The 24230-nt window shown below is 68.3% G+C and carries 23 protein-coding genes; 13 read left to right on the forward strand and 10 right to left on the reverse strand.

Annotated elements, in window-relative coordinates; genetic code table 11:
* Positions 1 to 55 precede the first annotated feature (55 nt).
* The 4 genes from CJ177_RS39770 (at position 56) to CJ177_RS48795 (ending at position 3318) form a co-directional block, all read left to right on the forward strand.
* On the forward strand, positions 56 to 973 hold the full coding sequence (locus tag CJ177_RS39770) for a hypothetical protein (protein ID WP_095870289.1): 918 nt from the start codon (positions 56 to 58) through the stop codon (positions 971 to 973).
* Between the two features lie 14 nt (positions 974 to 987).
* Positions 988 to 1653 carry an ESX secretion-associated protein EspG gene (locus tag CJ177_RS39775; protein ID WP_095870409.1) on the forward strand — a complete coding sequence of 222 codons (666 nt, stop codon included), beginning with the start codon at positions 988 to 990 and terminating at the stop codon, positions 1651 to 1653.
* A gap of 70 nt (positions 1654 to 1723) precedes the next feature.
* Positions 1724 to 3088 carry a hypothetical protein gene (locus CJ177_RS39780; protein WP_095870290.1) on the forward strand — a complete coding sequence of 455 codons (1365 nt, stop codon included), beginning with the start codon at positions 1724 to 1726 and terminating at the stop codon, positions 3086 to 3088.
* A 95-nt stretch (positions 3089 to 3183) separates the two neighbouring features.
* The gene (locus CJ177_RS48795; protein ID WP_257014906.1) at positions 3184 to 3318 is read left to right on the forward strand and encodes a hypothetical protein; all 135 of its coding nucleotides are present in this window, start codon (positions 3184 to 3186) and stop codon (positions 3316 to 3318) included.
* Between the two features lie 51 nt (positions 3319 to 3369).
* Here CJ177_RS48795 and CJ177_RS39785 read toward each other — a convergent pair whose 3' ends face one another.
* The 3 genes from CJ177_RS39785 to prpD are packed head-to-tail and all read right to left on the reverse strand — an operon-like array spanning position 3370 to position 6907.
* Positions 3370 to 4491 carry a bifunctional 2-methylcitrate synthase/citrate synthase gene (locus CJ177_RS39785; RefSeq protein ID WP_095870291.1) on the reverse strand — a complete coding sequence of 374 codons (1122 nt, stop codon included), beginning with the start codon at positions 4489 to 4491 and terminating at the stop codon, positions 3370 to 3372.
* Positions 4488 to 5405, reverse strand: a complete 918-nt coding sequence (gene prpB / locus CJ177_RS39790) for a methylisocitrate lyase (RefSeq protein ID WP_095870292.1) — start codon at positions 5403 to 5405, stop codon at positions 4488 to 4490. The genes CJ177_RS39785 and prpB overlap by 4 nt, the downstream gene beginning before the upstream one ends.
* Positions 5402 to 6907 carry a 2-methylcitrate dehydratase PrpD gene (prpD, locus tag CJ177_RS39795; protein ID WP_095870293.1) on the reverse strand — a complete coding sequence of 502 codons (1506 nt, stop codon included), beginning with the start codon at positions 6905 to 6907 and terminating at the stop codon, positions 5402 to 5404. The genes prpB and prpD overlap by 4 nt, the downstream gene beginning before the upstream one ends.
* A gap of 169 nt (positions 6908 to 7076) precedes the next feature.
* Between prpD and CJ177_RS39800 the strand changes: the two genes are divergently transcribed.
* On the forward strand, positions 7077 to 8501 hold the full coding sequence (locus CJ177_RS39800; protein WP_095870294.1) for a short-chain fatty acyl-CoA regulator family protein: 1425 nt from the start codon (positions 7077 to 7079) through the stop codon (positions 8499 to 8501).
* Between the two features lie 90 nt (positions 8502 to 8591).
* A protein-coding gene (locus tag CJ177_RS39805) for an IS5 family transposase (RefSeq protein ID WP_255284983.1) occupies positions 8592 to 9501 on the forward strand; the annotation gives its coding sequence in 2 pieces (ribosomal slippage) (positions 8592 to 8942 and positions 8944 to 9501; 909 coding nt in all).
* 172 nt (positions 9502 to 9673) lie between these two features.
* On the opposite strand, the gene CJ177_RS39810 is transcribed toward CJ177_RS39805, so the two are convergent.
* The 6 genes from CJ177_RS39810 to CJ177_RS39835 form a co-directional block, all read right to left on the reverse strand.
* Positions 9674 to 10807 (reverse strand): IS701 family transposase, encoded by a 1134-nt coding sequence (locus CJ177_RS39810; RefSeq protein ID WP_095870295.1) that lies wholly within the window; start codon positions 10805 to 10807, stop codon positions 9674 to 9676.
* A 43-nt stretch (positions 10808 to 10850) separates the two neighbouring features.
* Positions 10851 to 11405 carry a TIGR03086 family metal-binding protein gene (locus CJ177_RS39815; RefSeq protein WP_061697197.1) on the reverse strand — a complete coding sequence of 185 codons (555 nt, stop codon included), beginning with the start codon at positions 11403 to 11405 and terminating at the stop codon, positions 10851 to 10853.
* A gap of 680 nt (positions 11406 to 12085) precedes the next feature.
* Entirely contained in the window at positions 12086 to 13219 is a 1134-nt protein-coding gene (locus tag CJ177_RS39820) for a class I SAM-dependent methyltransferase (protein ID WP_061697185.1), read from the reverse strand.
* A gap of 81 nt (positions 13220 to 13300) precedes the next feature.
* Complete coding sequence (locus CJ177_RS39825; RefSeq protein WP_061697198.1) at positions 13301 to 14275, reverse strand: NADPH:quinone oxidoreductase family protein; 975 nt, start codon at positions 14273 to 14275, stop codon at positions 13301 to 13303.
* A 14-nt stretch (positions 14276 to 14289) separates the two neighbouring features.
* The gene (locus CJ177_RS39830) at positions 14290 to 15930 is read right to left on the reverse strand and encodes an AMP-binding protein (protein WP_095870296.1); all 1641 of its coding nucleotides are present in this window, start codon (positions 15928 to 15930) and stop codon (positions 14290 to 14292) included.
* Positions 15930 to 17219: an MFS transporter gene (locus CJ177_RS39835; RefSeq protein WP_095870297.1), complete on the reverse strand. Its 1290-nt coding sequence runs from the start codon at positions 17217 to 17219 to the stop codon at positions 15930 to 15932. Before CJ177_RS39835 ends, CJ177_RS39830 begins: the two co-directional genes overlap by 1 nt.
* A 301-nt stretch (positions 17220 to 17520) precedes the next feature.
* On the opposite strand from CJ177_RS39835, the gene CJ177_RS39840 reads away from it, so the two are divergent.
* From CJ177_RS39840 to CJ177_RS39870, 7 genes are all read left to right on the forward strand, one after another.
* Positions 17521 to 18264, forward strand: a complete 744-nt coding sequence (locus CJ177_RS39840; RefSeq protein ID WP_005252737.1) for an SDR family NAD(P)-dependent oxidoreductase — start codon at positions 17521 to 17523, stop codon at positions 18262 to 18264.
* 43 nt (positions 18265 to 18307) lie between these two features.
* A complete protein-coding gene (locus tag CJ177_RS39845; protein ID WP_095870298.1) occupies positions 18308 to 19495 on the forward strand; it encodes an acyl-CoA dehydrogenase family protein in 1188 nt (395 codons plus the stop codon).
* 72 nt (positions 19496 to 19567) lie between these two features.
* Entirely contained in the window at positions 19568 to 20761 is a 1194-nt protein-coding gene (locus tag CJ177_RS39850; protein ID WP_095870299.1) for an acetyl-CoA C-acetyltransferase, read from the forward strand.
* Between the two features lie 4 nt (positions 20762 to 20765).
* Positions 20766 to 21350, forward strand: a complete 585-nt coding sequence (locus tag CJ177_RS39855) for a TetR/AcrR family transcriptional regulator (protein ID WP_095870300.1) — start codon at positions 20766 to 20768, stop codon at positions 21348 to 21350.
* Positions 21351 to 21404: 54 nt separating this feature from the next.
* On the forward strand, positions 21405 to 21980 hold the full coding sequence (locus tag CJ177_RS39860; RefSeq protein WP_005252730.1) for a TetR/AcrR family transcriptional regulator: 576 nt from the start codon (positions 21405 to 21407) through the stop codon (positions 21978 to 21980).
* A gap of 110 nt (positions 21981 to 22090) precedes the next feature.
* Entirely contained in the window at positions 22091 to 22564 is a 474-nt protein-coding gene (locus CJ177_RS39865; RefSeq protein WP_095870301.1) for a helix-turn-helix domain-containing protein, read from the forward strand.
* Positions 22565 to 22647: 83 nt separating this feature from the next.
* Complete coding sequence (locus tag CJ177_RS39870; protein WP_061697190.1) at positions 22648 to 23061, forward strand: ester cyclase; 414 nt, start codon at positions 22648 to 22650, stop codon at positions 23059 to 23061.
* 68 nt (positions 23062 to 23129) lie between these two features.
* Here the strand turns inward: CJ177_RS39870 and CJ177_RS39875 are convergent, their stop codons facing one another.
* Positions 23130 to 24224, reverse strand: coding sequence for a Glu/Leu/Phe/Val dehydrogenase (locus CJ177_RS39875; protein ID WP_095870302.1), 1095 nt, complete (start codon positions 24222 to 24224; stop codon positions 23130 to 23132).
* Positions 24225 to 24230 lie beyond the last annotated feature (6 nt).

The raw sequence follows: 24230 nt of genomic DNA on the forward strand, positions 1-24230 counted from the left end.
CGCCGGATTGGGGGGTCCACTCCGGGACCGTGAGTGTCCAGCATCGGAGGTCGGGATGAATGGCGGGGAGAATTTTCGGTCGGGCGAGTGGGATCACCGCGCCATCAGGAGTGCGGTCGACGCGCTGACGCCCGCCGAGTCCGGTGCGGTCGCCGCGACCTGGGACGACCTCGGACGGCGATTCCTGGAGTCGGTCACTGCGTTCCACGACGCGACCCGCGCCGCCGTCGACACCGGCTGGCATGGTCCGGCCGCGACCGCGGTGGCGGCGGCACTCGACGACTACGCCGCCCGCGCCGGGCAGGTCGGCAGCCGATTCACCGATGTGGCGGATGCGTTGCGGCACGCGACCACCGGAGCCGAAGCGGTGCGCGGCGCTGTGGGTCGGCCCGGCGACCACCCGACCGACTGGACCCGGGTGCTGCCCGGCAACTGGACCGCGGAAGCCGACGCCGACGCCGCGGAACAGAACGCGAAGGCCGCCATGGACACCCTCTACACGACGGCGTATCGGGTTGCGGACGAACAACTCCCGGCTGCGGGCCTCGCCGCGACCCACGCCGTTGCAACGGCCCACGGTCAGCCGGTGGGCTTCGACATCGGACCGAATGGGGTGCACGGCATACCCAGCGATCGGCAGGTGGCCGAGCCCGATTCCGAGGCCGGGCAGTCCGATGAGCACCGGAAGGGTGACGAGGACTTCCGCCGCGAGACGTCGCAGACCGCGCAGGCCGCGCCCGGTTCGATCGCGGGTGCGGCGCTTGCCGGGGCCGTCGGCGGCGGGGTCGCGCAGTACGCGCGCAGCATCGTGTCCTGTCACCGAACGACCACCCTCGAGCGGCCCAGCGGTCCAGCCCTGCCACCCGCGCGGGAAGACGAGGAGGAACCCCCGACGTACCTCGAAAGCATCGACGAGGGAAGTGAACTCGTCGGGAAACTGCCTCTTGTCACGCCCGCGGTGATCGGCGAATAGTCGTGGGGCACTGGGTGTTGAGCGGTCCGCAGTTCTCGGCGTTGTGGGCCCGGACCGGCCAGGACCGCATTCCGTTTCCGTTCAAGGTCACGAGCACGCTGGCCACCGCCGACGAGTACGACGCGGAGCAGCGCGGGATCCGGTCCGCCTTCTCCGGACCCGAACACGACCCCCCCGATTCGGCGCTGCTGGTGCTCGCCGAACCCGACCTCCGGATCGAGATCTCCGGTTCGGCAGGTGCGGACGGCGGTACCCCGATCCGCATGACGGGAGCCCTCGCTCGCGGGCACGGGATCGCGGCGGTGCAGCATCCGGGCGCCGAAGTGGTGATCCGGGGCTGCGAACCGTACGACGTCGGCCGGCAGCTGATCGCTCAGCTCCCCGACACCGACGCGGGCACGGCGGCCGGCGTCGTGGTCCCGCTTGCACCGGCCGGGAGCGCACGGGCGGCCCGGATCCTCGACAGGCCGTCGACGAGCCAGGGGGTCGTCACCGTCATCCGCGGCTCGCGGCACTCACCGCGCCCCGTCGGCGGTCTGGCGTGGCGCGACATCGAGGGCGACGGCCGGTACCTCGTGTGGGGCGATACCGCCGTGGCGGTCGAACCCGGCACGGCGTGGGACCTCCTGGACGCCGTCACCCGGCTGACCGGACGGATCGCGGCCGGTCACCCCGTCTGAGCCCGCCGCCCCCTCCTGCGCTACGGTCTCGGCGATCGCCGCTACCGTATAGACCGGAAGTAGGTGACTTGTGGCCGACCCGGACGGAGCAGACATGCAGGACTTCGATCTGGATTCGAGCGTGAACCGCGACTGGGCGGAGTTCCAGCGGCGCCTCGCGGACTATCTGGCAGCGATGCAGGACGAGGACCTTCTGGTGCTCGAATCGGGATTCGAGGAGCTCGACGAATCCCAGGGGCTGATGCCGTGTATCCAGTTCGTCGTGTGGGACGGTGACACGGTGCGCTGCGAGGTGCCGTCGAACCATTACCTGCACCCCGACCGCGCACTGACCGAGGCCGAGCAGACGTACCTCACCGAGCTGGGCTGGAACCGGCCGACCCGCGGCCCGGACGACGAACCCGACGACGGCTCCCCCGCGTTCTACGTCGACAAGAAGCAGTCGTGGTCGGATCAGCTGGCCGCGATGGCCGTCGCCGCGTTCCGCGACGTCTGGGGAATCACGCATCCCGCGTTCCTGAGCACCGAGACGTCCAGTACGGATCCCGAGGCCACGTTCGACCCGATTGCGGTGCGACCGCCGCTGGTCGCGCAGCTCGACCCCGCGGCCGCCGTGGTCCCCCGCGACGTCGAGCATCTCCACGAACTGATCACGCTCGCGTTGGTGCCGATGCTCGGGCTGCTGCCCGAACGCGACCCGGACGGCGACGTCCCGATCCGGATGGGCAACACCATCCTGTTCGTCGGTCCGCTCGCCGACTCCGTCGACGTGCAACTGTTCGCGCCGCTCGTGCACGACATCAGCGACCGCACCCGGGCGGCCGAGGTCACCGCCGACCTCAACCGCACGTGGTCGCGGATCAAGTTCGTGCTGGTCGACGACCGGTTGTCGGCGTTCCTGGAAGTGTCGGGCAACCCGTTCGTCCCGCAGCACCTCACGGACAGCTGCAAGGCGTTCTCCGATTTCCTGCGCACCGTCGACAACGAGTTCGCGTCCCGATTCGGTGGCGAACTGTTCTTCCACCGCGACTCCGGCCCGGACGCGGAACCCGAACCGGAGGCGGACGCGGCACCTCGCGCCGAGAACCGGATGTCGTCGACCGACCTGCCGAAGGAACTCCAGACGCTGTTCCATCTCGATCCCGCGCCCGGAGGCGACACCGATCCGGCTGTCGTCGCCGACGTCTGCGGTCACGACCGCGACCGGATCCTCGTGCTCCTGGACACCGGCACCGCCTGGGTGTCCCGGTTGCGTGAGACCGACGATGCGTCGGCGGACCAGTGGGAGCGCATCGTCGGCACCCTGCGCCACGCGCTCCGGACCGTCGTGCTGCCACCGGCGACGAGCGCTCCCGACACCAAGCCGCGGGCCGAGCAGATGGGGCTGTTCACCAACCCCGAGGAGCAGACCCTGTTCGACGATCCGTCGTCCTAGATGCCGCCCTTTCGACGATCGGTCCGGGTTTCCCGGGATGTGGCGTACTGTCAGCACTATCGGAGCCGTCCAGGTTCCGCATTCAGGGATGGTCCATGGCTGACAAATCGCCCCGCAATTCCATGTCGAAGAAATCCGGTAAGTCGCTGAAGGAGAAGCGCGCCGACAAGAAGATGAAGGCGAACGGACAGAGCGATCCGGAAATCGTCTCGCACGTCAAGAAGCGCTAGCGCCCGGGCGCCTTTCTGGTAGCAGCAGCAACCACAAAGGCGCACACGCCGTCAGGCGACGACGGAGCGCTGGGGGACGCCCGAGTACTCGCTGAGCGGGCGAATCACACTGTTCGACGCGCCCTGCTCGATGATGTGGGCGGTCCACCCGGTGATCCGGCTCATCACGAACATCGGCGTGAACATTTCCACGTCGAATCCCATCAGGTAGTACGCCGGACCGGTCGGGAAGTCGAGATTCGGCGCGATCCCGGTGGCGCTGGCCATCGTCTTCTCCAGGATGTCGTACATCCGCACCCACTTCTCACCGCCGGTGTGGGCGGCGATGTCGAGCAGTGCCGCCTTCATCGTCGGCACCCGCGAGTCACCTTTCTTGTAGACCCGGTGACCGAAACCCATCACCTTCTCCTTGGCGGCGAGTTTGCCCAGCAGCCACTCCTCGGCGCGGTCCGGATCGCCGATCTCGAGCATGTCGTGCATGACGGCCTCGTTGGCGCCGCCGTGCAGCGGGCCCTTCAACGCCCCGATCGCCGCGGTGACCGCACTGTAGATGTCGGACAGTGTCGACGTCACCACGCGGGCCGCGAACGTGGACGCGTTGAAACTGTGCTCCGCATACAGGATCAGCGACACCTCGAACGCCGTGACGACGGCCGGATCGGGCACGTCCCCGAAGCACATGTTCAGGAAGTTCTCCGCGAACCCCAGGTGCGAGTGCGGTGCGATCGGATCCTGCCCACGCCTGCGCCGGAAGTCGGCGGCCACGATCGTGGGCAGCACCGCCGTCATGCGCAGCGCCTTCGCGAGGTTCTCGGACGGCGAATTGTCGTCCTCCGCCGGGTCTTCCGCGCCGACGTAACTGATCGCCGTGCGCACCACGTCCATGGGGTGGCAGTTGTCGGGCATCTTCGCCAGCAGCGACAGCAGGGAGCGATCGGCCCGGCGTGCCGCCCGCTCACGCTGACACAGCAGTTCCCGTTGCGCAGGGTTGGGGAGTTCGCCGTACCAGAGCAGGTACGCCACCTCCTCGAAGCTGCAGTGCGCCGCCAGGTCCTGCACCGCGTAGCCGCGGTAGGTCAGCGAATTGGTCTCCGGCACCACCTTGGAGATGGCGGTGGTGTCGACGACGACACCGGCCAGCCCCTTGTAGATGGTGGGAATTGCTTCGGTCATGACCCACTCCCCTCGATCCGGAAATTGAAGATGCCGCTGTCGAATTCGTTGTAGCGCTCGTAGTCGAGCAGTTCGTAGAGCCGGCTGCGGTGCTGCATCCGATCGAGCAGACCCGCCTGCGTCCCCTCCTCGGCGACCTGCCGAAGCCCGGCCTCGGCCGCGTACATCGCGAGCCGCAGCGTGGTCACCGGGTAGATCACCCCGTTGTACCCGAGGTCCTGCAGCGTCCTCGCTGAGATCAGCTCGGATTTACCGAATTCCGTCATGTTCGCGAGCAACGGGACGGCGATTCCCGCGCGAAACTTCTCGAACTCCGACTCGTCGGCGAGAGCCTCGGTGAACACGAGATCGGCGCCGGCGTCGACGTACGCCTTGGCCCGGTCGATCGCCGCGTCGAGTCCCTCGATCCCGCGGGCGTCGGTGCGGGCGCAGATCACGAAGTTCGGATCGCGCCGCGCCGAGGCCGCCGCCCGGATCCGCCGCACCATCTCGTCCGTCGGCACCACCGCCTTGCCGTCGAGGTGGCCGCAGCGTTTCGGGTTCACCTGGTCCTCGAGGTGGCATCCGGCGATACCGGCGTCCTCGAGGACGGTGACGGTGCGCGCCGCACTCATCGGTTCCCCGAACCCGGTGTCGGCGTCGATCAGCACCGGCAGGTCGGTGACGCGGGCGATCTGCTGCCCCCGCTCCGCCACCTCGGTCAGGGTGGTCAGCCCGATGTCCGGCAGGGCGAGATCGGCGGACACCACCGCGCCGGACACGTACACGCCCTCGAAGCCGATCTCCTGGATCAACTTGGCCACCAACGGGTTGAAGGCTCCGGGCAGGCGCTGCAGCGTCCCCGACTCGAGCCCGGCCCGGAACGCTGCCCGCTTGTCCGCCGCCGACGTGGCCGCGGCGATCAGCCCGCTCATCGGAACAGTCCCTTCGGCAGCTTCGGTGCCCGCGCGAGGACATCGCCGGTGACGGTGAACGTCAACTGGTCCAGCTCACCGGGCAACAGGTCGGCGGCACGGTAGGCGGCGTCGAGGAAGCGGTCCTGCTCGGCCGGCGCGACCACGCCGTCGGCGAGGGTCCGGAACTTGGCGACGTACTGGTCGCGGGCGAACGGCCGGGCACCGAGCGGATGCGCGTCGGCGACGGCGAGTTCGTCGACGAGAACCTCCCCGCTCTTCAGCGTGATCTCGGCGCGGGCGCCGAACGCCTTCTCGTCCGGATCGGTCGAGTGGTAGCGACGCGTCCACTCCGGATCCTCGGCCGTGGAGATCTTGCGCCACAATTCCACCGTGTCGGGGCGCTGCGCCCGCTCGGGGGCGTAGGAGCGCTCGTGGTGCCACGTTCCGTCCTGCAACGCGACGGCGAAGATGTACATCACCGAGTGGTCGAGCGTCTCGCGGGAGGCGGTGGGGTCGAACTTCTGCGGGTCGTTCGAACCGGTGCCGATCACGACGTGTGTGTGATGGCTGGTGTGCAGCACGATCGACGCGATCTGCGACAGATCCCCGATCCGCTCCCGCATCCGGCGCGCGAAGTCGATGGGCGCCTGACTCTGGTACTCGGCCGAGTGTTCCTTGGTGTAGCTGTCGAGGATCGCACGCTTGTCCTCGCCCGGGCCGGGCAGCGGAACGTGGTATTCCTTGTCCGGTCCGCCGAGCAGCCATGCGATGACACCGTCCTCACCCTCCCAGATCGGCGACGGAGACCCCTCGCCCCGCATCGCCCGATCCACGGACTCGACGGCCACCTTGCCGGCGAGCGCCGGCGCGTACGCCTTCCAACTGGAGATCTCGCCCTTGCGCGACTGCCGCGTCGCCGTCGTCAAGTGCAGGGCCTGACCGATCGCCTGATACACCGTCTCCGTGTCGAGACCGAGAGCGGTGCCGATCCCGGCCGCCGCCGACGGGCCGAGATGCGCGACGTGGTCGATCTTGTGCTCGTGCAGGGAGATTGCGCGCACCAGGTCGATCTGGACCTCGTAGCCGGTGGCGAGGCCGCGGATCAGGTCGCGTCCGCCGAGGCCGGCGTGCTGGGCGACCGCGAGGATCGGCGGAACGTTGTCACCGGGGTGCGAGTACTCAGCGGCGAGGAACGTGTCATGGAAGTCCAGTTCCCGCACCGCCACGCCGTTGGCCCAGGCCGCCCACTCGGGCGAGTAGGTTCCGCCGACGCCGAACACAGTCGATCCGTGCCGGTACGGATGCGACTGGGCCTGCGCCCGGGCGTTGGACACCGGGCGGCGGGTCAGGGCGGCCGCGGCGACGGCGGCGTTGTCGATGATCCGGTTGACGATCATCTCCGCCGTCGCTCCGGACACCTCGACGGGGTCGGTGGCCACCTCCGCGGTCTTCCAGGCAAGGTGTTCGTTCCTGGGAAACTCCTCCGCCGAGCGTCGAGTGCGTACGAGATGTGTCTTCATCGCTTCCTCCGTGGTCCTCGTCGTTCCTTTCGCACGCTACGCAGAGGCCTCGGGGTCGAGAAAGGCCTTGCAGAGGCCTATTCGTGCGTATCGAACCCGGCAAAGTTGCGAATGCTGCGAATCCTCATTGGGTACGGTCTGTGGGCGCGGCGAGGGAGGAGTGGGACGCATGAAGAAGATGTACGCCGGACCCCGGCTGCGGCGCCTCCGAGAGGAACGCCGGCTGTCGCAACTGGCTCTCGCGAAGAGACTCGGGCTGTCGCCGAGCTACGTCAATCAGCTCGAGAACGACCAGCGGCCGCTCACGGTGCCGGTCCTGCTCAAGCTCAACGAGGTGTTCGATCTCGACGTCCAGTTCTTCGCCTCCGACACCGATGCCCGTCTGGTCGCGGACGTGCACGAGGCGCTGGTGGACACGCCGGAGTCCGGCGAGGTGTCGCTGGCGGAGATCGACGAGCTCGTGGCCCGGATGCCCGCCGTGGGGCGCACGCTCGTGCTACTGCATCGCCGGTTGCGGGCGACCACCGATCAGCTCGACCAGTTCTCGGCGCAGCTTTCCGGGGACGCGACGCCGGATCCGGCGCACGTGCCGATGCCCTACGAGGAGGTGCGGGACTTCTTCTACGATCGGCGCAACCATATCGGCCTCCTCGACGACGCCGCCGAGGAGATGTTCAGGGGCAACGGGCTGTCGATCGGCGCGCTCGACCTGCAGTTGGCCCGCATCCTCCGCGACCGGCACGGAGTGACGGTGCGCATCCGCACCGACGAACCGGATCAGCTGGGCCCCAAGCGGCTGTACGACGCCGAGGCAGGCACGCTGACGCTGGCCCGTCGGCTCACCGCCGGTCAGCGCGCATTCCAGATCGCGATGCAGGTTGCGTTCTTCACGCAGTCGGAGACGATCGACGCGATCGTCGCGGAGGACGAGTCGCTGACCGCCGAATCCGCCGCGCTGGCGCGAATCGGGTTGGCTCACTACTTCGCCGGGGCGCTGATCCTGCCGTACACGCTGTTCCTGGGTGCCGCCGAATCGCTCCGCTACGACATCGACCTGCTGAGCCTGAAGTTCGAGGTAGGGTTCGAGACGATCTGTCACCGGCTGTCGACGCTGCAACGGCCGGGTCAGCGCGGCGTGCCGTTCTTCTTCGTCCGCACCGACCGCGCCGGGAACATCTCGAAGCGTCAGTCCGCCACCGCGTTCCACTTCTCCCGGGTGGGCGGCAGCTGCCCGCTGTGGGTGGTCCACGAGTCGTTCGCGAATCCCGGCCGGATCCTCACGCAGGTGTCGAAGATGCCCGACGGGCGCGCCTACCTGTGGATCGCGCGCACCACCCACAGCGGCGGTCTCGGTTACCTCGCCCCGGAACGCAATTTCGCGATCGGCCTCGGCTGCGACCTCGGGTACGCCGATCGGCTGGTCTATTCGCGCGGCATCCAGACGGACGACCCGAGCACGGTCGTCCCGATCGGCGCGGGCTGCAAGGTGTGCGATCGGCCCGCGTGCGCGCAACGGGCCTTCCCGCAACTGGGCCGGGCCGTACTCGTCAACGAGGACAGCAGCGGCCATCTCCCGTATCCGCAGGGCCGGTAGGCGCTCCGCGCCCGTGAGTGGTTGACGAGTCCAGGGACCCTAGGGCGTGTCTCCCAATGATTTGGGGTGTTGTGCTGCAGACTCTTCGCTGTGGCAGACGTTGTTAATAGGTTTGAGGTGTTGACGGACAAGCAGTGGGAGTTGCTTGCGCTGCTGTTGCCCAGTTCGGATGGGCTGCGGGGGCGGAAGTTCCAGAACAGCCGGCTCGTGGTGGAGGGGATGCTCTACCGGCTGCGTACCGGGCTCCCGTGGCGGGATCTACCTGCGCATTTCGGCCCCTGGAAGACGGTGTGGAAACGGCACCGACGCTACGCCGGGGATGGAACGTGGGATCGGGTACTCATAGCCCTGGCGGCGATGGCCGATGCCGGTGGCGACCTGGATTGGGCGGTGTCGGTGGATTCCACCGTGGTGCGGGTGCACCAGCACGGCGCCAACGCCGCGCGTGACACAGGGGGATCTACCGAATTACACGAATCTGCTTGACGAACCGGTCGATCACGGCATCGGCCGGTCCCGCGGCGGGCTGACCTGCAAAGTCCACCTGGCGTGCGATGGCGACGGACGTCCCTTGTCGGTGCTGGTGGGTCCTGGCCAGGCCGGCGACAGCCCGATGTTCGGCCCGCTCCTGGAGGGCATCTGCGTGCCGCGCATCGGTGGCGGCGCACCCCGCACGCGCCCGGACGAGGTCCGTGCCGACAAGGCGTACACATCCAAGGCCAATCGAGAACTGCTACGCAGCAAGGGCATCAAGGCGGTCATTCCCGAGAAGTCCGATCAGGTGGCCAACCGCAAGAACAAGGGCAGCGCGGGCGGTCGGCCACCGAACTTCGATGCCGAGTCGTACAAGGGCCGCAACGTGGTGGAAAGGGCCTTCAACAAGGCAAAACAGTGGCGAGCGGTGGCAACCCGGTATGACAAGCTTGCCCTGACTTACCGGGCTGGATTCCTCCTCGCCGGCATCGTCGAATGGCTCAAACTATTGGGAGACATGCCCTAGTACTGCAACGGCACTTATGGCAGGTGGCCGCGGGTTCGGTAGTGACAGATGCGGGCCTGGTGTTGTCGGCGTCTCCGCCAGTGTGACCAGGACCAGACGTGTTCGTCGGGGTGGGCGTGTCGCAGGATCAGTTGCACGAGTAGGCGGCGGATCTCGGGTGCCGTGTAGCCGATCATGCCCTGATCGTTTGTCCCGATTCCCCCTTTACTGCTTCGGTTTTCGTGCCGGCAAGCCAGGCGAGGGCGAGCATCGACAGTGTGGTGTGGGCGTACCAGGCCCGGTAGGTGCGCACCTGGTACTGGTCCAGTCCGGCCTCGTTCTTGGCCTGCTGGAAGCATTCCTCGACCCGCCACCGCGATCCGGCGACGGTGGCGAGTTCGGTGAGCGTGGTGCGCCGGGGTCCGGCGCAGATGTAGTACGCGATCTCGGTCGGGTCCGACAGGGATCGGCGGGCGAGCAGCCAGTGCCCGCGGCCGGGTGCCCAGGCGATCCTGATGGGCACCCGCACCCAGGAATACTCGCGCGGGCCGTGCGCGCCGTCTCCGGCGGAGATTCGGCGCCACTGCTTCGGCGGGACCGCGGCGATCATCTCGTCGGCCCGGCCGGAGCGGCCGTCCGGGGTGAACACGTCGTCGTTGCACCGGGTGGCCAACACATACGAGACATCGCGTTCCTCGAGCCAGACCCGCAGGTACTTCACCTGACCGTAGGCCTCGTCCGCGGTGAGCCAGGAGAAGGGCACCTGTGCGTCGAGGGCGCGTTCGATCATGTGTTGCGCCAGTCTCGGTTTGGTCGCGAACTCCACCTCGTCACCGATCCCGGCGGCGCGGCACCGGTCCCGGTCAGAGGTCCAGGATTCGGGCAGGTACAGCTCCCGGTCGATCAACGCGTGCCCGGCCGAGCTCGCGTAGGCGAGGAACACCCCGATCTGGCAATTTTCCACCCGTCCGGCGGTGCCCGAGTACTGGCGTTGCACCCCGGCCGAGCGGGTGCCCTTCTTGAGGAATCCGGTGTCGTCGACGATCAACACCCCGGCGCGGTCACCGAGCCGTTCGACCACATAATCACGGACATCGTCGCGGACCCCGTCGACGTCCCAGTCCGCCCGCCGCAGCAGCCGTTGCATCCCGTCCGGGCTCACCTCGCCGGCCCGCTCGGCGAGGGTCCACCCGTTCTTGCGTTCCAGACCCGCAACCAGACCCGTCACATATTCACGGACTCGGGACCGCGGCTCTGACCGGGCGAACCGACCGGAGATCCGCTCATGCAACGCTTCCAACTCGGCAACAACCAGATCGAGGACCACACAACCAGTATCGTCTACCTGTCAAGCAAGTGCCGTTGCAGTACTAGGGCCGTCGCCCGAACCAGTCGAGGAGTCGGGCCTGCTGCGAAGCGTCGGGAGGCAATGTGTCACTCGGACCCTCGCCGTACGCGTCGAAGGCGAGCATGTCGTCCAGATGTGGTTCGACCACACGCGACAACCCGGCGACCACAGGTGGGTCAAGAGTTTCATCGAGGCCCGCCGCGCGGAGGAGGTCCCACGCGTGAACCACAAGGTCGACGAGCCGGAAGCGCAGGAACGCTTCGGCAGGGACGTCGCCGTTCGGGCCTGGAACTGGCTGTTCCGGTGGTGCGGCGGCGAATGCCTCGGCCTGATGTCGTGACGATTCGGCCACCACGGCGACCGGGTCGTCTCCGAGCTGGTCATCCGTGAGCATGTTCCGGGCTTGTTCACGACCGACGCCGGCGAGCAGGAGCGCAGTGAAGCGGTTTCCCACCACGACGTGCTCGACCAGATCGCGCACCGACATCTGTGACGGTGTGGGCAGGTCCCATGAGTCCACCGGCAGTTGGCGCACCACGCGCTCGAATTCGGCCGAGGCAGCGAGAATGAGTTCCACCTCTCGCACGGTAGCGGTCGTGGACCGGCTCCGGAAAGGTGCGTCGTCGCGGATGTCCTTCTCGGGAACGGCCTACGGCCGGGTTTGCTTGCCGGGCTCGTCAATTAGCGGTGGCCGCAAGTGCCCGAGTCCGGCCGGCGGTGCTGTCGAGATTGTGCTCCGTTGATCAACGAGGCGACTGGGCCGGTGGGTTTATCTGGCCGGGACCCTGTTGCTGCTTTCCGTAGAACCCGTAATTGGTTTGGTACGTGGTACCGAGCAGCCTGCTTTGTGCGTCATACACCTTGCAGGATTCTTCCCGGTCGTTGCCAATTCGCTTCGTAGCGTAGACGCCGAGCACCGCCCCACTGGCATATCCCCCCGGATGCGTGACGCAAGTGTCCTGGAATGTTACTGCCTGGGCGGCGGGTGCGGGTCACGGCCATCGTGCCCACTGCCGCGGCGGCGGCAATCAGGGTGCTCGCCGCGATCTGACGCCGGCGTGAGCGGGTGGGGTTGGCGGGGATGCGGCCGGTGAGGTTGCGGATCATGTCGCTCCGAAGGTTTCCGCGGCCATTGTGGTCGCTGCAACCAGCTTGCGGCACAACCGGTCCCTGCGACAGGCACCCGAGGGACATCGTCGCCCACCCTACGAAGAGCCCACGCACCGTTCCTGACCGCGTCGCCGTTACGTCCCGCTGCTACCCGGCGGGCGCGTCCTGCGCACCGAGCCGCCACAGCGACGTCACTTCCCGCTTGCGGGCGGCGTGCAACGCATCCGAACGGTCGGCGACCTTGCCGTGCCGGGGCGCCACGTCCCGGCGTCCGAGGACGGTCAGTCCGGCGTCGTCGATCAACGTCAGCAATTCGTCGCGGGTCCGCAGTCCGAGGTGCTCGGCGATGTCGGACAGGATGAGCCAGCCCTCTCCCCCGGGCTCGAGGTGTTCGGCCAACCCGGCCAGGAATCCGCGGAGCATCCGGCTGTCCGGGTCGTAGATCGCGTACTCGATCGGCGAGGTGGGGCGGGCGGGGATCCACGGCGGGTTGCACACGACCAGCGGTGCCCGGCCGTCGGGGAACAGATCCGTCTCCACCACCTGCACCTGACCGGCGTAACCGAGCCGGTCCAGATTCGCCCGGGCGCAGGCGAGCGCATTCGCGTCGAGTTCGGTCGCGATCACCTTCTCGACGCCGCGGTGCGCGAGGACGGCGGCCAGCACACCGGTGCCGGTGCCGATGTCGAACGCCGTCGTGAGGGACGGCAGCGGGGTGTCGGCGACGAGGTCGACGTATTCGCCGCGAATCGGCGAGAACACGCCGTAGCCGGGGTGGATGCGCGCCCCGAGGGCGGGGATCTCGACGCCCTTCTTCTGCCACTCGTGGGCGCCGATCGCCCCGAGCAGGTCGCGCAGAGTGGTGACGGTGGGCTGGTCCGTCGGTCCGTACGCCTCGAGCACCGCCTGACGCACGTCGGGGGCGCGTCGCAGCGGGACGGTCTGGTCGGCGTCGAACGGCACCAGCAGCATCCCGAGGATCCCCGCCCGCCGCGACTGCGTCTGCCGGTGCAGGTGGAACGCGGTGGCGGGGTCGGTGGACGTCTTGCGAGCCTTGCGGTCGGTGCGGGCTGCGACAGCGGTGCCGAGCTGGCGGGCGTTGTGGAAGTCGCCGCGCCACAGCAGCGCCGTCCCCTCGCACGCCAGGCGGTAGGCCTCGTCGGCGGTCATCGAGTCGTCGGCCACCCGAATCTTCTTCGGGGGCGTCGCCCCGCTGGTGGACCGCCACACCGCCGAATGCTCGGTGCCGTCCTCGGTCCAGCGGACGAACTCGGTTTCCATGAGGGAGAGCCTAGGCCTACGGCCCGTGCGTGGTTAACGAGTGCAGGCACTCGCTAACCACTCACGGGCGGCGGAGCCGCCTCACCGGAGGGTGAGGACACTCTTCCCGACGGTTCGGCGGTGTTCGAGGTCGAGCAGTGCCTCGGCCGCCGCCTCGAACGGGTACCGTCTCGGCTCCGGAATCGTCAACGCGCCCGACGCCAGCAGTGGACACAGTTCGCTCCACTGCGCGGACAGTCGTCCGGGGTCCTCCGCCCACCACGAGCCCCACGCGACTCCCACTGCGGACGCGTTCTTCAGGAGCAGTCGGTTCACTTTCACCGAGGGGATGTCCCGGCCGGTGAAACCCATCACGAGAATCCTCCCGCCCGTCGCCAGGGATCGGACGCTGTCGGTGAAGCGGTCGCCCCCGACGGGGTCGACCACGACGTCCACCCCGCGGCCGTCGGTGATCGCGAGGACCTCGTCCCGCCAGTTCCCGGTGGCCACGATGTCGGAGGCGCCGAGGCTCCGCACGTACTCCGCCTTCTCCTCACTGCTGACGACCGCGATGGTCCGCGACGCGCCGAGGTGGGGCGCCAGTGTCATCGCGGCGGTGCCGATGCCTCCCGCCGCGCCCTGGACGAGCACCGACTCCCCCGTCTCGAGGCGCCCACGACGAACCAGCGCGAAATGCACGGTGAGGTAGTTGAACAGCAGGGCGGCGCCCGCGGACATCGAAATCGTGTCGGGGAGGGAGAAAGTCGTCTCCGGCGGCAGTGCGACCAGTTCCGCCATCGCGCCGCCCACCCCGGTCAATCCGACGACCCGGTCGCCCGGAGAATATCCGCTGCCGTCAGGCGCTGACCGCACGATCCCGGCGACCTCGCCGCCGGGGACGAAGGGAAGTTCCGGCTTGTACTGGTACCGGCCCTGGGTGAGGAGAAGATCCGGGAACGACACCCCGACCGCATGAACCTCGACCAGGATCGCGGATTCGTCCGCGGCGGGTTCGCCGACCTCCACCGGGACAAGCGCCCGGGGTCCGTCGAGCGCGGTGACCATCAGTGCCCGCATGCGGTTGCCGCCGTTCATGTGATCGGGAGTTCGCGGACGACCGCCCGGCGCAACTTGCCGACTTCGGTGCGCGGGAGGTCGGGCCGGAACTCGACGACTTTGGGTGCCGCGTAGGGTCCGACGCGTTGCGCGACGAGGTGTGTGAGTTGAGTGACGAGGTCGCCGTCGTCGGCCCGGGTGTCCGCGCGGACGACGACGGCCCGGACCACCCCGCCGCGGATCGGATCGTCGTACGCGACTGCCGCGGCGTCGGCGACCGCCGGGTGCTGCAACAGCGCGTTCTCGACCTCGACCGGGCTGATGTTGTGTCCCGACGCGATGATCATGTCGTCGTCCCGGCCCAGTATCTGCCACCGTCCCTCGGGGTCTGTGACGGCTCGGTCCTCGGTGAGGAATACGTCGCCGCGCCAGCGGTCGGCCCACAGGTCGGGGGTGTTCTCGTAGCCGCTGGACATCTGGTGCCGGGGCCGCCGTACCGCGATCAATCCCGGTTGGCCGTCGGCCACCGGTTGCCCGTCCCGGTCCGCGAGGAAGGTGTCGAAACCCGGAATCGTGGCGGACATCCAGCCCGGACCGGACCGCGTTTCGGTGCCCTGGGTGTCGCCCAGGAGCATGCCGACCTCGGACAGTCCGTACCCGTTGCGGACGACGGGGGCACCGGTGCCGGCCCAGGCCGCGGCGACCGCCGCGGTGAGCGGTTCGCCGGCAGCGGCGACGGTGCGGAGCGTCCGCGGCACTCCCTCCTGCGAGAAGGTCTCCGTCAGTCGCCGCAGGGCGGCCGGCGCGGTGGTGAGGATCGTGGCCTTCTCTTCCCGGATGACCCGACGCCAGGCCTCGGGGACGAACTTCCCGGAGTACATCACCCGCGGCACGCCCAGCGCCATGACGGCGGCACCGGTGCTGTACAGCCCGAACGCCCACGCCTGGTCCGACGTCGAGAAGACGACGCTGTCGCGGGTCGCCCCGAGAACGGCCTTCGCGTAGGGCATGACCGAGACGAAGGTGGCGTGGGTCATGGTGCACGCCTTCGGTGTTCCGGATGTTCCGCTGGTGAACAGCAGGGTGGCGGTGTCCCCGAGCGCCGTGGTCGCGAGCGGGCCGTCGGCGTCGGCCCGGTCGATCTCGGTCCAGAAGGACCTGTCGCCGTTGCCGGCCGCGCTGTCGCCGACGACGAACACGGCGGGATCGAGTCCGTGGGTCGCCTGCGCCTGCGCGAGCGCAGGCCGGTACCGCTGATCAACCACGACCGCCCGGACTCCCGCCGCGTCGAGGCGCAGGCCGATCGCGTCCGGGGCGAATCCACCGAACAGCGGCACGTACACCAGCCCGGAGCGCCACGCCGCCAGTGCGGTGATCCAACTCTCGACCTGTCGCGACAGCAGTCCGCCGACGCGATCTCCCCGCGTCAGCCCCGCGCGTGCGAACACCCGTGCCGCCTTGGCGGCGAGCCTGTCGAGTTCGCGGTACGTCCAGCGGTCGGCCGAGCCGTCCTCGTGCCGGACGGTCAGCGCCACCCGGTTCGGGTCGGCTGCGTAGCGGGTGCAGATTTCGTGGGCGGTGTTGAAGTCGCCACCGAAGGGGTCGCGGTCCAGCAGGGATTCGATGTCCTGCCATGCACCGGCGAGTGCGGACGATGCGAGTCTGTCGAGAGACATCAGTGATTCACCTTTGCAGTTTTCGTCAGGGTCAGGACCAGGACCGTGATGGCGCACGCCGCGGCGATGTACGCGGCCAGGGCCCATGAACCGTCCGTCTCGGCAGCGATCGCCACCGCGATGAACGGTGCGGGAGCACTGAAGACGACACCACCGAACTGATAGGCGACGGACGCGCCGGTGTACCGGATTTCGGCCGGGAACAGACCGGTGACGTATCCGGCCACCGCGGAATAGGTGACGGCGTGACCGATGGTGATGATCAGAATCATCGCCAGCAGGACGGCGACACCGGCGCCGGTGGACAGCAACCAGAAGAACGGGTACGCGATCGCGGCCATGTAGAGGGACCCGTAGATCAACATCTTCCGTGCTCCGATCCGGTCCGCGATCATCGACGCGTAGGGCACGGACAGGATGTCGAGGACACACGCGGCGAGGATGCTCAACAGAATCGTCTGCCGCGAGATGCCGAGTTCCTTCGGACCGTACGACAGCACGAAGACGGTGACGAGGTAGAACGGCACGAGGGAGGCGGCCTGGGTGAGAATCCCGACGCCCAGCGCGCGCTTCTCACCCCGCAGGACCGCGAGGATCGGGAAGTCGGCAATCTTCTTGTTGCGCTTGACGTTCTCGAACTCCGGCGATTCGACGACCTTCAGTCGCACGTACATGCCGACCGCGACCAGCCCGGCGCTGGCGAGGAACGGCAGACGCCATCCCCATGCCTGTACCTGGTCCTCGGGAAGCTGCTCGACCAGGAGGAACGCGAGCGTCGCGAGCACGAGTCCAGCAGGCACGCCGGCCTGCGGCCAGCTGCCGTAGAACGCCCGCTTCTCGCGCGGTGCGTGTTCGACTGCCATCAGCACCGCGCCGCCCCATTCTCCGCCGACCGCGAAGCCCTGTGCCAGGCGCGCGACGACGAGCAGCACGGGCGCCGCGAGACCGATCGCTCCGTAGGTGGGAATGAGTCCGATCGCGACCGTCGACGACCCCATCAGCACCAGGGAGAACACCAGCATCTTCTTGCGGCCGATCCGGTCTCCGAAGTGCCCGAAGACGATCGCGCCTGCGGGACGCGACACGAACGCGACACCGAACGTCGCGAACGCGGCCAGCGTTCCCGACAGCGGACTCAACGACGGGAAGAACGCCTTCCCGAATACCAGGGCGGCCGCGGTCCCGAAGATGAAGAAGTCGTACCACTCGATTGCCGTTCCGACGAAGGACGCGAAGGCAACCTTCCGAGGTTTGACCCGAGTGACCTCCAGGTCGTCGATGACTCTCATATCGAATCTCCCATCGCTGCTGATGTGGGGCGGTGCGGTTGCCGTGTGTCGATCCGGTGCCACCGCGGTTGTGATCGAGCCGTCGGGCCTCGTCCGGGGTTCGCCGATCGGACATCGTCCATGTCGTCGCCCCGTGTGGCCACGGTCACAGGTCTAGCACATCCCGGACGTCGATCGCAAGACTTTTTGTACCGATCGATCCAAGTCGTGACTCCACCTAAGCACCGAGGTAATCCCACGTTCAGACCGACTTTCACGAACACCCTGGACTATTTTTGTATCGATCAGTACATTGCTGTGCATGAACGAGAACGATCACGACGATCCCCGCGTCGCGCTGGTCTCCGGCGGCTCCCGCGGCATCGGAGCCGCCGTCACCACGGCACTGACGCAGCGCGGCTGCCGGGTGGGCTGCACGTACCGGACACGACGTGAGGACGCCGAGAAGCTCGCCGCGGACGCCCCCGAACAGGTACTCCCGATCCGCTTCGACCTGCACGACGACACCACGGCGCCGACGGCGGTGGAGCGCGTCGTCTCGCACTGGGGACACCTCGATTCGCTCGTCCTGAACGCGGGTCAGTGGTCGGGCGGGCGGCTCGTCGAGACCGACCCTGACGCCTGGTGGAGCGTGATAGAGACGAACCTTCGCGGCACCGTCGCCCTCGCGCGGGCCGCGTTACCCCACCTCGCGCACGGCAGGTCACCGAGCATCGTGCTGGTGTCGTCGGTCGTCGGCCTGATCGGTCACGCCGGCGACACCGCGTACGCGGGTGCGAAGTCCGCGATGATCGGCTTCGGTCGCTCACTCGCCAAGGAGGTCGCGCGTGACGGCATCCGGGTCAACGTGCTGGCCCCCGGCTTCGTCACCACCGACATGACCGACGCGGTGCCCGACTCCGCACGCAGGCGCATCGAACGAGAAACCGTCCTCGGCCGATTCGGCACCGTCGACGAAATCGCCAAGGCCGCAGTCTTCCTCAGCGAAGACGCCACATTCTGCACCGGCTCCGTCCTCACCGCCGACGGTGGCTGGGCGCTGTGACACACCACGACTGCAACGACCAACAACGAAGGGACACAACACCATGACCGCGACACTCACGCATTCGGTCGGAATTCCGGAGTCGGAGTACCTGGCGCTCCGGGACCGCATTGTCGAGGCGATCTGGTCCGAACTCGATCCACTCGAACAGCGGATCGAGAACGACGAGCAGGTTCCGCACGACATCGTCATGCCCATCCTCGAGCGGATCGGCGCGCTCGGCCTGCTCGTCCCCCGCGAGTACGGCGGCAGCGGCCTGTCGATCGCCCAGTACCTGCCGATCATCGCCGAGTTCGCCAAGGTGCAGGGCGGGCTCCGTGTCATCGTCCACGTGCACAACTCCTTCGCCCACGCGCTCTCCGAGATCGGCAGCGACCGGCAGAAGGCGGACGTCCTCCCGGGCACGGCCACGGGCCGGAACTCGGTCGCGTTCGCGCTGACGGAGCCGGGTTTCGGGACGGGCGCCGACCTCGGGTCGACCGCGGTGCGCGAGGGCGACGACTACGTCCTGAATGGCGAGAAGTGGTTGATCACCAACTCGGACATCGCGTCTCACTTCATCGTCTTCGCGAAGACATCCGACACCGACGTCTCCGCGTTCCTCGTTCCCCGGGAGACCGACGGTCTCTCGATCGCAGCACTTCCCGAGACGATGGGATGCAAGGGCACCGAGCACGGACGCGTCACCCTCGACTCCGTCCGGGTCCCCGCCACCGCCCTCGTCGGCGTCGAGGGACAGGGAAACGAGCACCTCGAACGCGCACTGGAGATCAGCCGGGTGTTCATCGCGGCAAGCTCCCTCGGCACGTCCGAGCGCGCCCTCGAACTGTCGATCGCCCACGCGAAGAGCCGTGTCACATTCGGCAAGCCGATCGGCACACGGCAGGCCATCCAGCGCTACCTGGCGGAGATGGCCACCGATGTCTACGCCCTGCGCGGGGTCCTGGCCGACGCAGCACAGAAGTGGGATGCCGGCGAACGGATTCCCGCCGAGGCCAGCATGTGCAAGCTGTTCGGCCTCGAGGCCGTCGGCCGGGTGACCGACCGGGCTCTGCTCATCCACGGCGGAATCGGATACACGCGCGCGCATCCGATCGAGCGCCTCTACCGGGACGCCCGCCTCAATTGGCTCGAGGAGGGGACCCCGACGATCCAGTACCTGGTCACGGCGGGACGCCTGCTCGACGGGTACGCGTTCTCCGATGCCTTCGAGACGTCGCGTCAGCCCTGACATCCGCACGACAGCCGCCCTGCGGCCGGGAACGGCCGCGGGGCGGCACAACGCTCTCGAAGGAGGAGAACAATGACGGATCACGACCCCACCGTCCTCGTCGCGGGGGCGCGAACCCCGTTCGGACGCTTCATGGGATCCCTGTCGAGCCTGAGCGCCCAGGAACTGGGTGGCCACGCGATCGGTGGTGCGCTGGAATCGGCCGGCGTCGACGCACGCGCCGTCGACCACGTCGTCATGGGCCAGGTGCTCACCGCGGGCAGCGGCCAACTGCCGGCGCGCGTCGCGGCGGCAGCCGCCGGAATCCCCATGACCACACCGGCACTGACCATCAACCGGATGTGCCTCTCCGGAATCGACGCGATAACGCTGGCGCACCAGATGATCGTCGCCGGCGACGCGGACATCGTCGTCGCCGGCGGTCAGGAATCGATGAGCACTGCGCCGCACCTGCTGACGAACAGTCGTCGCGGACACAAGTACGGCGACACGGTACTGATCGACCACCTCGCATTCGACGGGCTCCAGGACGCCTTCACCGGGTCGTCGATGGGGGCGCTGACCGAGTCGCGGAATCCCGAGTACGGGACCACCCGGGACGCCCAGGACGAGTGGGCCGCTCGCTCGCACCGTGCGGCCGCACGCGCGCGCAAGGACGGCATCTTCGCGGCCGAGATCGTTCCCGTTCCGATCAGGTCCGGGCGGGGCGAGTCGACCGACGTGAGCCACGACGAGGGCATCCGGGCCGACACCTCGGCGGCGGACCTCGCCGGTCTGCCCCCGGCCTTCGCCGCAGGCGGCTCGCTGACGGCGGGCAACTCGTCACCGATCTCCGACGGTGCCTGTGCCGTCGTGGTCACGCGGAAGTCGACGGCCGTCCGGCTCGGACTGTCGTGGCTGGCCGAGATCGGATCACGCGCCGTGGTCGCCGGGCCCGACTCTGGCCTGCACGAGCAGCCGTCGAACGCCATCCAGGCCGCGTGCCGACGCGAGGGGATCGCGCCTCGCGACCTCGATCTCGTCGAGATCAACGAGGCGTTCGCCGCCGTCACACTCGTCTCGTCCGAACTCCTCGGTCTCGACGCGGACCGGGTGAACGTCAACGGCGGCGCGATCGCGCTCGGCCACCCGATCGGCGTCTCGGGGGCACGGATCGTCCTGCACCTCGCGCTCGAACTGCGACGCCGCGGCGGTGGCGTCGGCGCAGCGGCGCTGTGCGGGGGCGGCGGCCAGGGGCAGGCCCTGATCGTGCACGTCGAACGGTGATTCGATGAGCACCAAGTACGACCTCAACCGCGCCGAAATTCTGCGCGTGTCCGCCGAACTGTTCGCGAGGTCGGGCTACCACGGCACCGGGATCGCCGACCTGGGCACGGCGGTGGGGCTCGGCCGCGGGGCGCTCTACCACTACATCGGCAGCAAGGAGGAAGTTCTGTTCGCGATCAGCAGCCGGCAACTCGCGCAGATGAACGACGTCGCCGACGAGCTCGCCCTGACCGAACCGGATCCGGAGCGCCGCCTCCGCGGTCTCGCGCGGGCCCTGCTCCGCAACATCGCCGAGCACCACGCGGAGTGGACGGTGTTCTTCCGCGAGTACCACGCCCTGACCGGCGATCGGCGTGCGCGGGTCGTCGCGGCGCGCGAACGATACGAATCGCATTGGCGGCACGCGTTCGACCAAGGCGTCCGAGACGGGGTGTTCACGTTGTTGCCGCCGTTGATGATCAAGGGTGTGCTCGGCATGTTCAACTACAGCTACCTCTGGCTCACCGCCGACGGGGCCCGCACGCCCGAAGAGATCGCCGACGGCTTTCTCGACGCCCTGATCACCGGGCTGGCCGCGCCGAACCCGTGATCCGGGCGGTCTAGACTCACATCTTCGACCGCCGGGAGACAAAGGGGCCCTTCGATGAGCGACAAGTACGACGCCAACCGGGACCGAGTCCTGCAGGTGGCCGCCGAATTGTTCGCGAAGTCGGGCTACCACGGCACCGGGGTCGCCGAAATCGGTGAGGCCACCGGACTGGGCCGGGGCGCGCTGTACCACTACATCGGCAGCAAGGAGGCAATCCTCTACGAGATCAGCAGCCGGCAACTCGCGCAGATGAACACGGTCGCCGACGAACTCGCGCTGTCCGAGGCCGATCCGGAGAAGCGGCTGCGCGGTCTTGCACGAGCGCTCATGCGGAACATCGCCGAGCACCGTGCGGAGTGGACGGTGTTCTTCCGCGAGTACCACGCCCTGACGGACGAGCGTCGGGATCGCATCATCGCCGAACGTGAACGCTACGAATCGCATTGGCGGAACGCGCTGGAGCAGGGCATCCGCGACGGACAGTTCCGTGCTCTCCCGCGGCTGATGGTCAAGGGCCTGCTGGGCATGTTCAACTACAGCTACCTGTGGATCACCCCCGCGGGCGCCGAGACACCCGAGGAGATCGCGGACGAGTTCCTCGACGCCGTCGTCACGGGGATGCGGGCGTGAGGCGCTTCGCGCCCGTGCGCGGTTAGCGAGTCTCTGCACTCGTTCGCCGCGCACGGGCGGCGAAGCCGCTGGCTTGGACCTGCCAAGCCAGGAAGGACTATTCTCGTGGCATGAGTCCGTCGTCGGCCACGCCTGCCAGTTGCTCCATCGCGCGCACCCTCGAACTCCTGGGCGACAAGTGGACGCTGCTCATCGTCCGCGACGCCTTCTGGGGCCACAGCCGGTTCTCGGAGTTCACCCGCAGTCTCGGGGTGGCGTCCGACGTGCTCACCGCACGGTTGGCGATGCTCGTCGACGAAGGAATCCTCGAACGCCGCGCCTATCGCCAGGAGGGGTCGCGGGAACGTCGGGAGTACGTGCTGACCGAGAAGGGCAAGCAGTTGCACGTCGTGATCGGGGCGCTGGGCCAGTTCGGTCGCGACCATCTGCCGCGTCCGGGTAGCACCTCCCCCGAGTACACCGACGAGACCACCGGCGAGGCGGTGTACCTCGCCTTCGTCACCGACGACGGTCGCCGCGTTCCGGCATCGACTCTGCATGTACAGCAGGGCGCTCCGGCCCCGGCGGGCGATCCGCAGGGTTAACCGGAACTCGTGAAGAACGGGGCGCGACCTCGTCGTATCCGTGCTAACTTGGAAATACCAAGTTAGCGAGAGGCAAGGAAACCATGTCTGTACAACACGGAGTTCACGCAGTCGAGAATTTCTGGGCCCGGGTGTGGCAGTCACCCCAGGACCCGCACGCGATCGACGAGCTCGTCGTCGACGATTTCGTCATCGTCACCGGCGGGGAGGCCATCCGCGGCCGGGACGCCTTCAAGGAATGGGTGCTGAAGTTTCAGTCGACCGTCGAGGATCTGGAGTTCATCCCCGTCGAGACGTTCCAGAACGAGGACGGCTCCCGCGTCGCATCGCTGTGGGAAATGACCGGCCGCAACCGCGGATTCATGGGCACCGAACCCGACGGGCAACCGATCCATCTGACAGGCACCGCGGTGTGGAACGTCCGCGCCGACGGGATGCTCGAATCCAACCGGGTCGAGCGCAATGCCTGGGAGCTGCACCGGCGGCTGACGGCCTAGGCGCTTCGCGCCCGTGAGTGGTCAACGAGTGCAGGGACTCGTTAACCACTCACGGGCGGCGGAGCCGCCTACTTGGCTGCTGCGATGCGGGCCTCGGCGACGGCGTCGGCCGCGGCGCCGGCGAGGATGCCGTCCCGCTTCGCGACGTCGAGGATCTGCACGACGGTGGCGAAGATCTTCTCGACCTGCGCGCGGACGTCGTCGGCGGACGTGCCGAGCCGCTCACCGGCGACCTGGATGAGTCCGCCGCCGTTGGCGACGTAGTCGGGGACCCAGGTGATGCCGCGTTCGCCGAGGTCGTGCTCGACCGCGGGGTGGGCGAGCTGGTTGTTCGCGGCCCCGCAGATCACCTGTGCGGTGATCGCGGCGACGGATTCGTCGGTGAGCGTGGCGCCCATCGCGCAGGGTGCGTAGACGTCGAGTTCCTGGCCGATGACGCTGGACGCGATCTTGACCTCGGGGAAGTCGCGGGCCACGCGGTCGAGTGCGGCGGCGTTGACGTCGGTGGCGACCACCGACGCGCCGTCGGCGAGCAGCAGCTTGATCAGCTGGTAGCCGACCTTGCCGGTGCCCTCGACGCCGACGGTGCGGCCGGCGAGGCTCGGGGTGCCCCACTTGGCCTGGGCGGCGGCCCGCATGCCCTGGAACACGCCGAGCGCGGTCATCGGGGCGCTGTCGCCGGACCCGCCGGCGGACGTGTTGCGTCCGACGACATAGTCGGTGGCGCGGCCCATCACGTCGAGGTCGTCGGAGTTGGTGCCCACGTCACCGGCGGTGATGTACCGGCCGCCGAGCGTCTGGACGAAGCGGGCGTACGCCTCGAGCAGCGCCTCCGACTTGCCGGTGGCGGGGTCGCCGATGATGACGGCCTTGCCGCCGCCGAGGTCGACTCCGGCGATCGCCGACTTGTAGGTCATGCCCCGCGACAGCCGCAGGACGTCCTTGAGGGCGGCGGCCTCGTCGGCGTACGGGTAGAAGCGGGTGCCGCCGAGCGCCGGCCCGAGGGTGGTGTCGTGGATCGCGACGATCGCCTTGAGTCCGGTGGCGGGGTCCCGGAAGTACGTCACCTGCTCGTGGGCGGTGTCGGTGGGGAAATCGGTGCGCTCGAACACTCCAGCGTTTTCGGGCAGTGCGGTGTCGTGACGTTCCGCGGTGAGAGTCATGTCTTC

Source organism: Rhodococcus sp. ACPA1 (assembly GCF_002300195.1).
Lineage (GTDB): Bacteria > Actinomycetota > Actinomycetes > Mycobacteriales > Mycobacteriaceae > Rhodococcus_F > Rhodococcus_F opacus.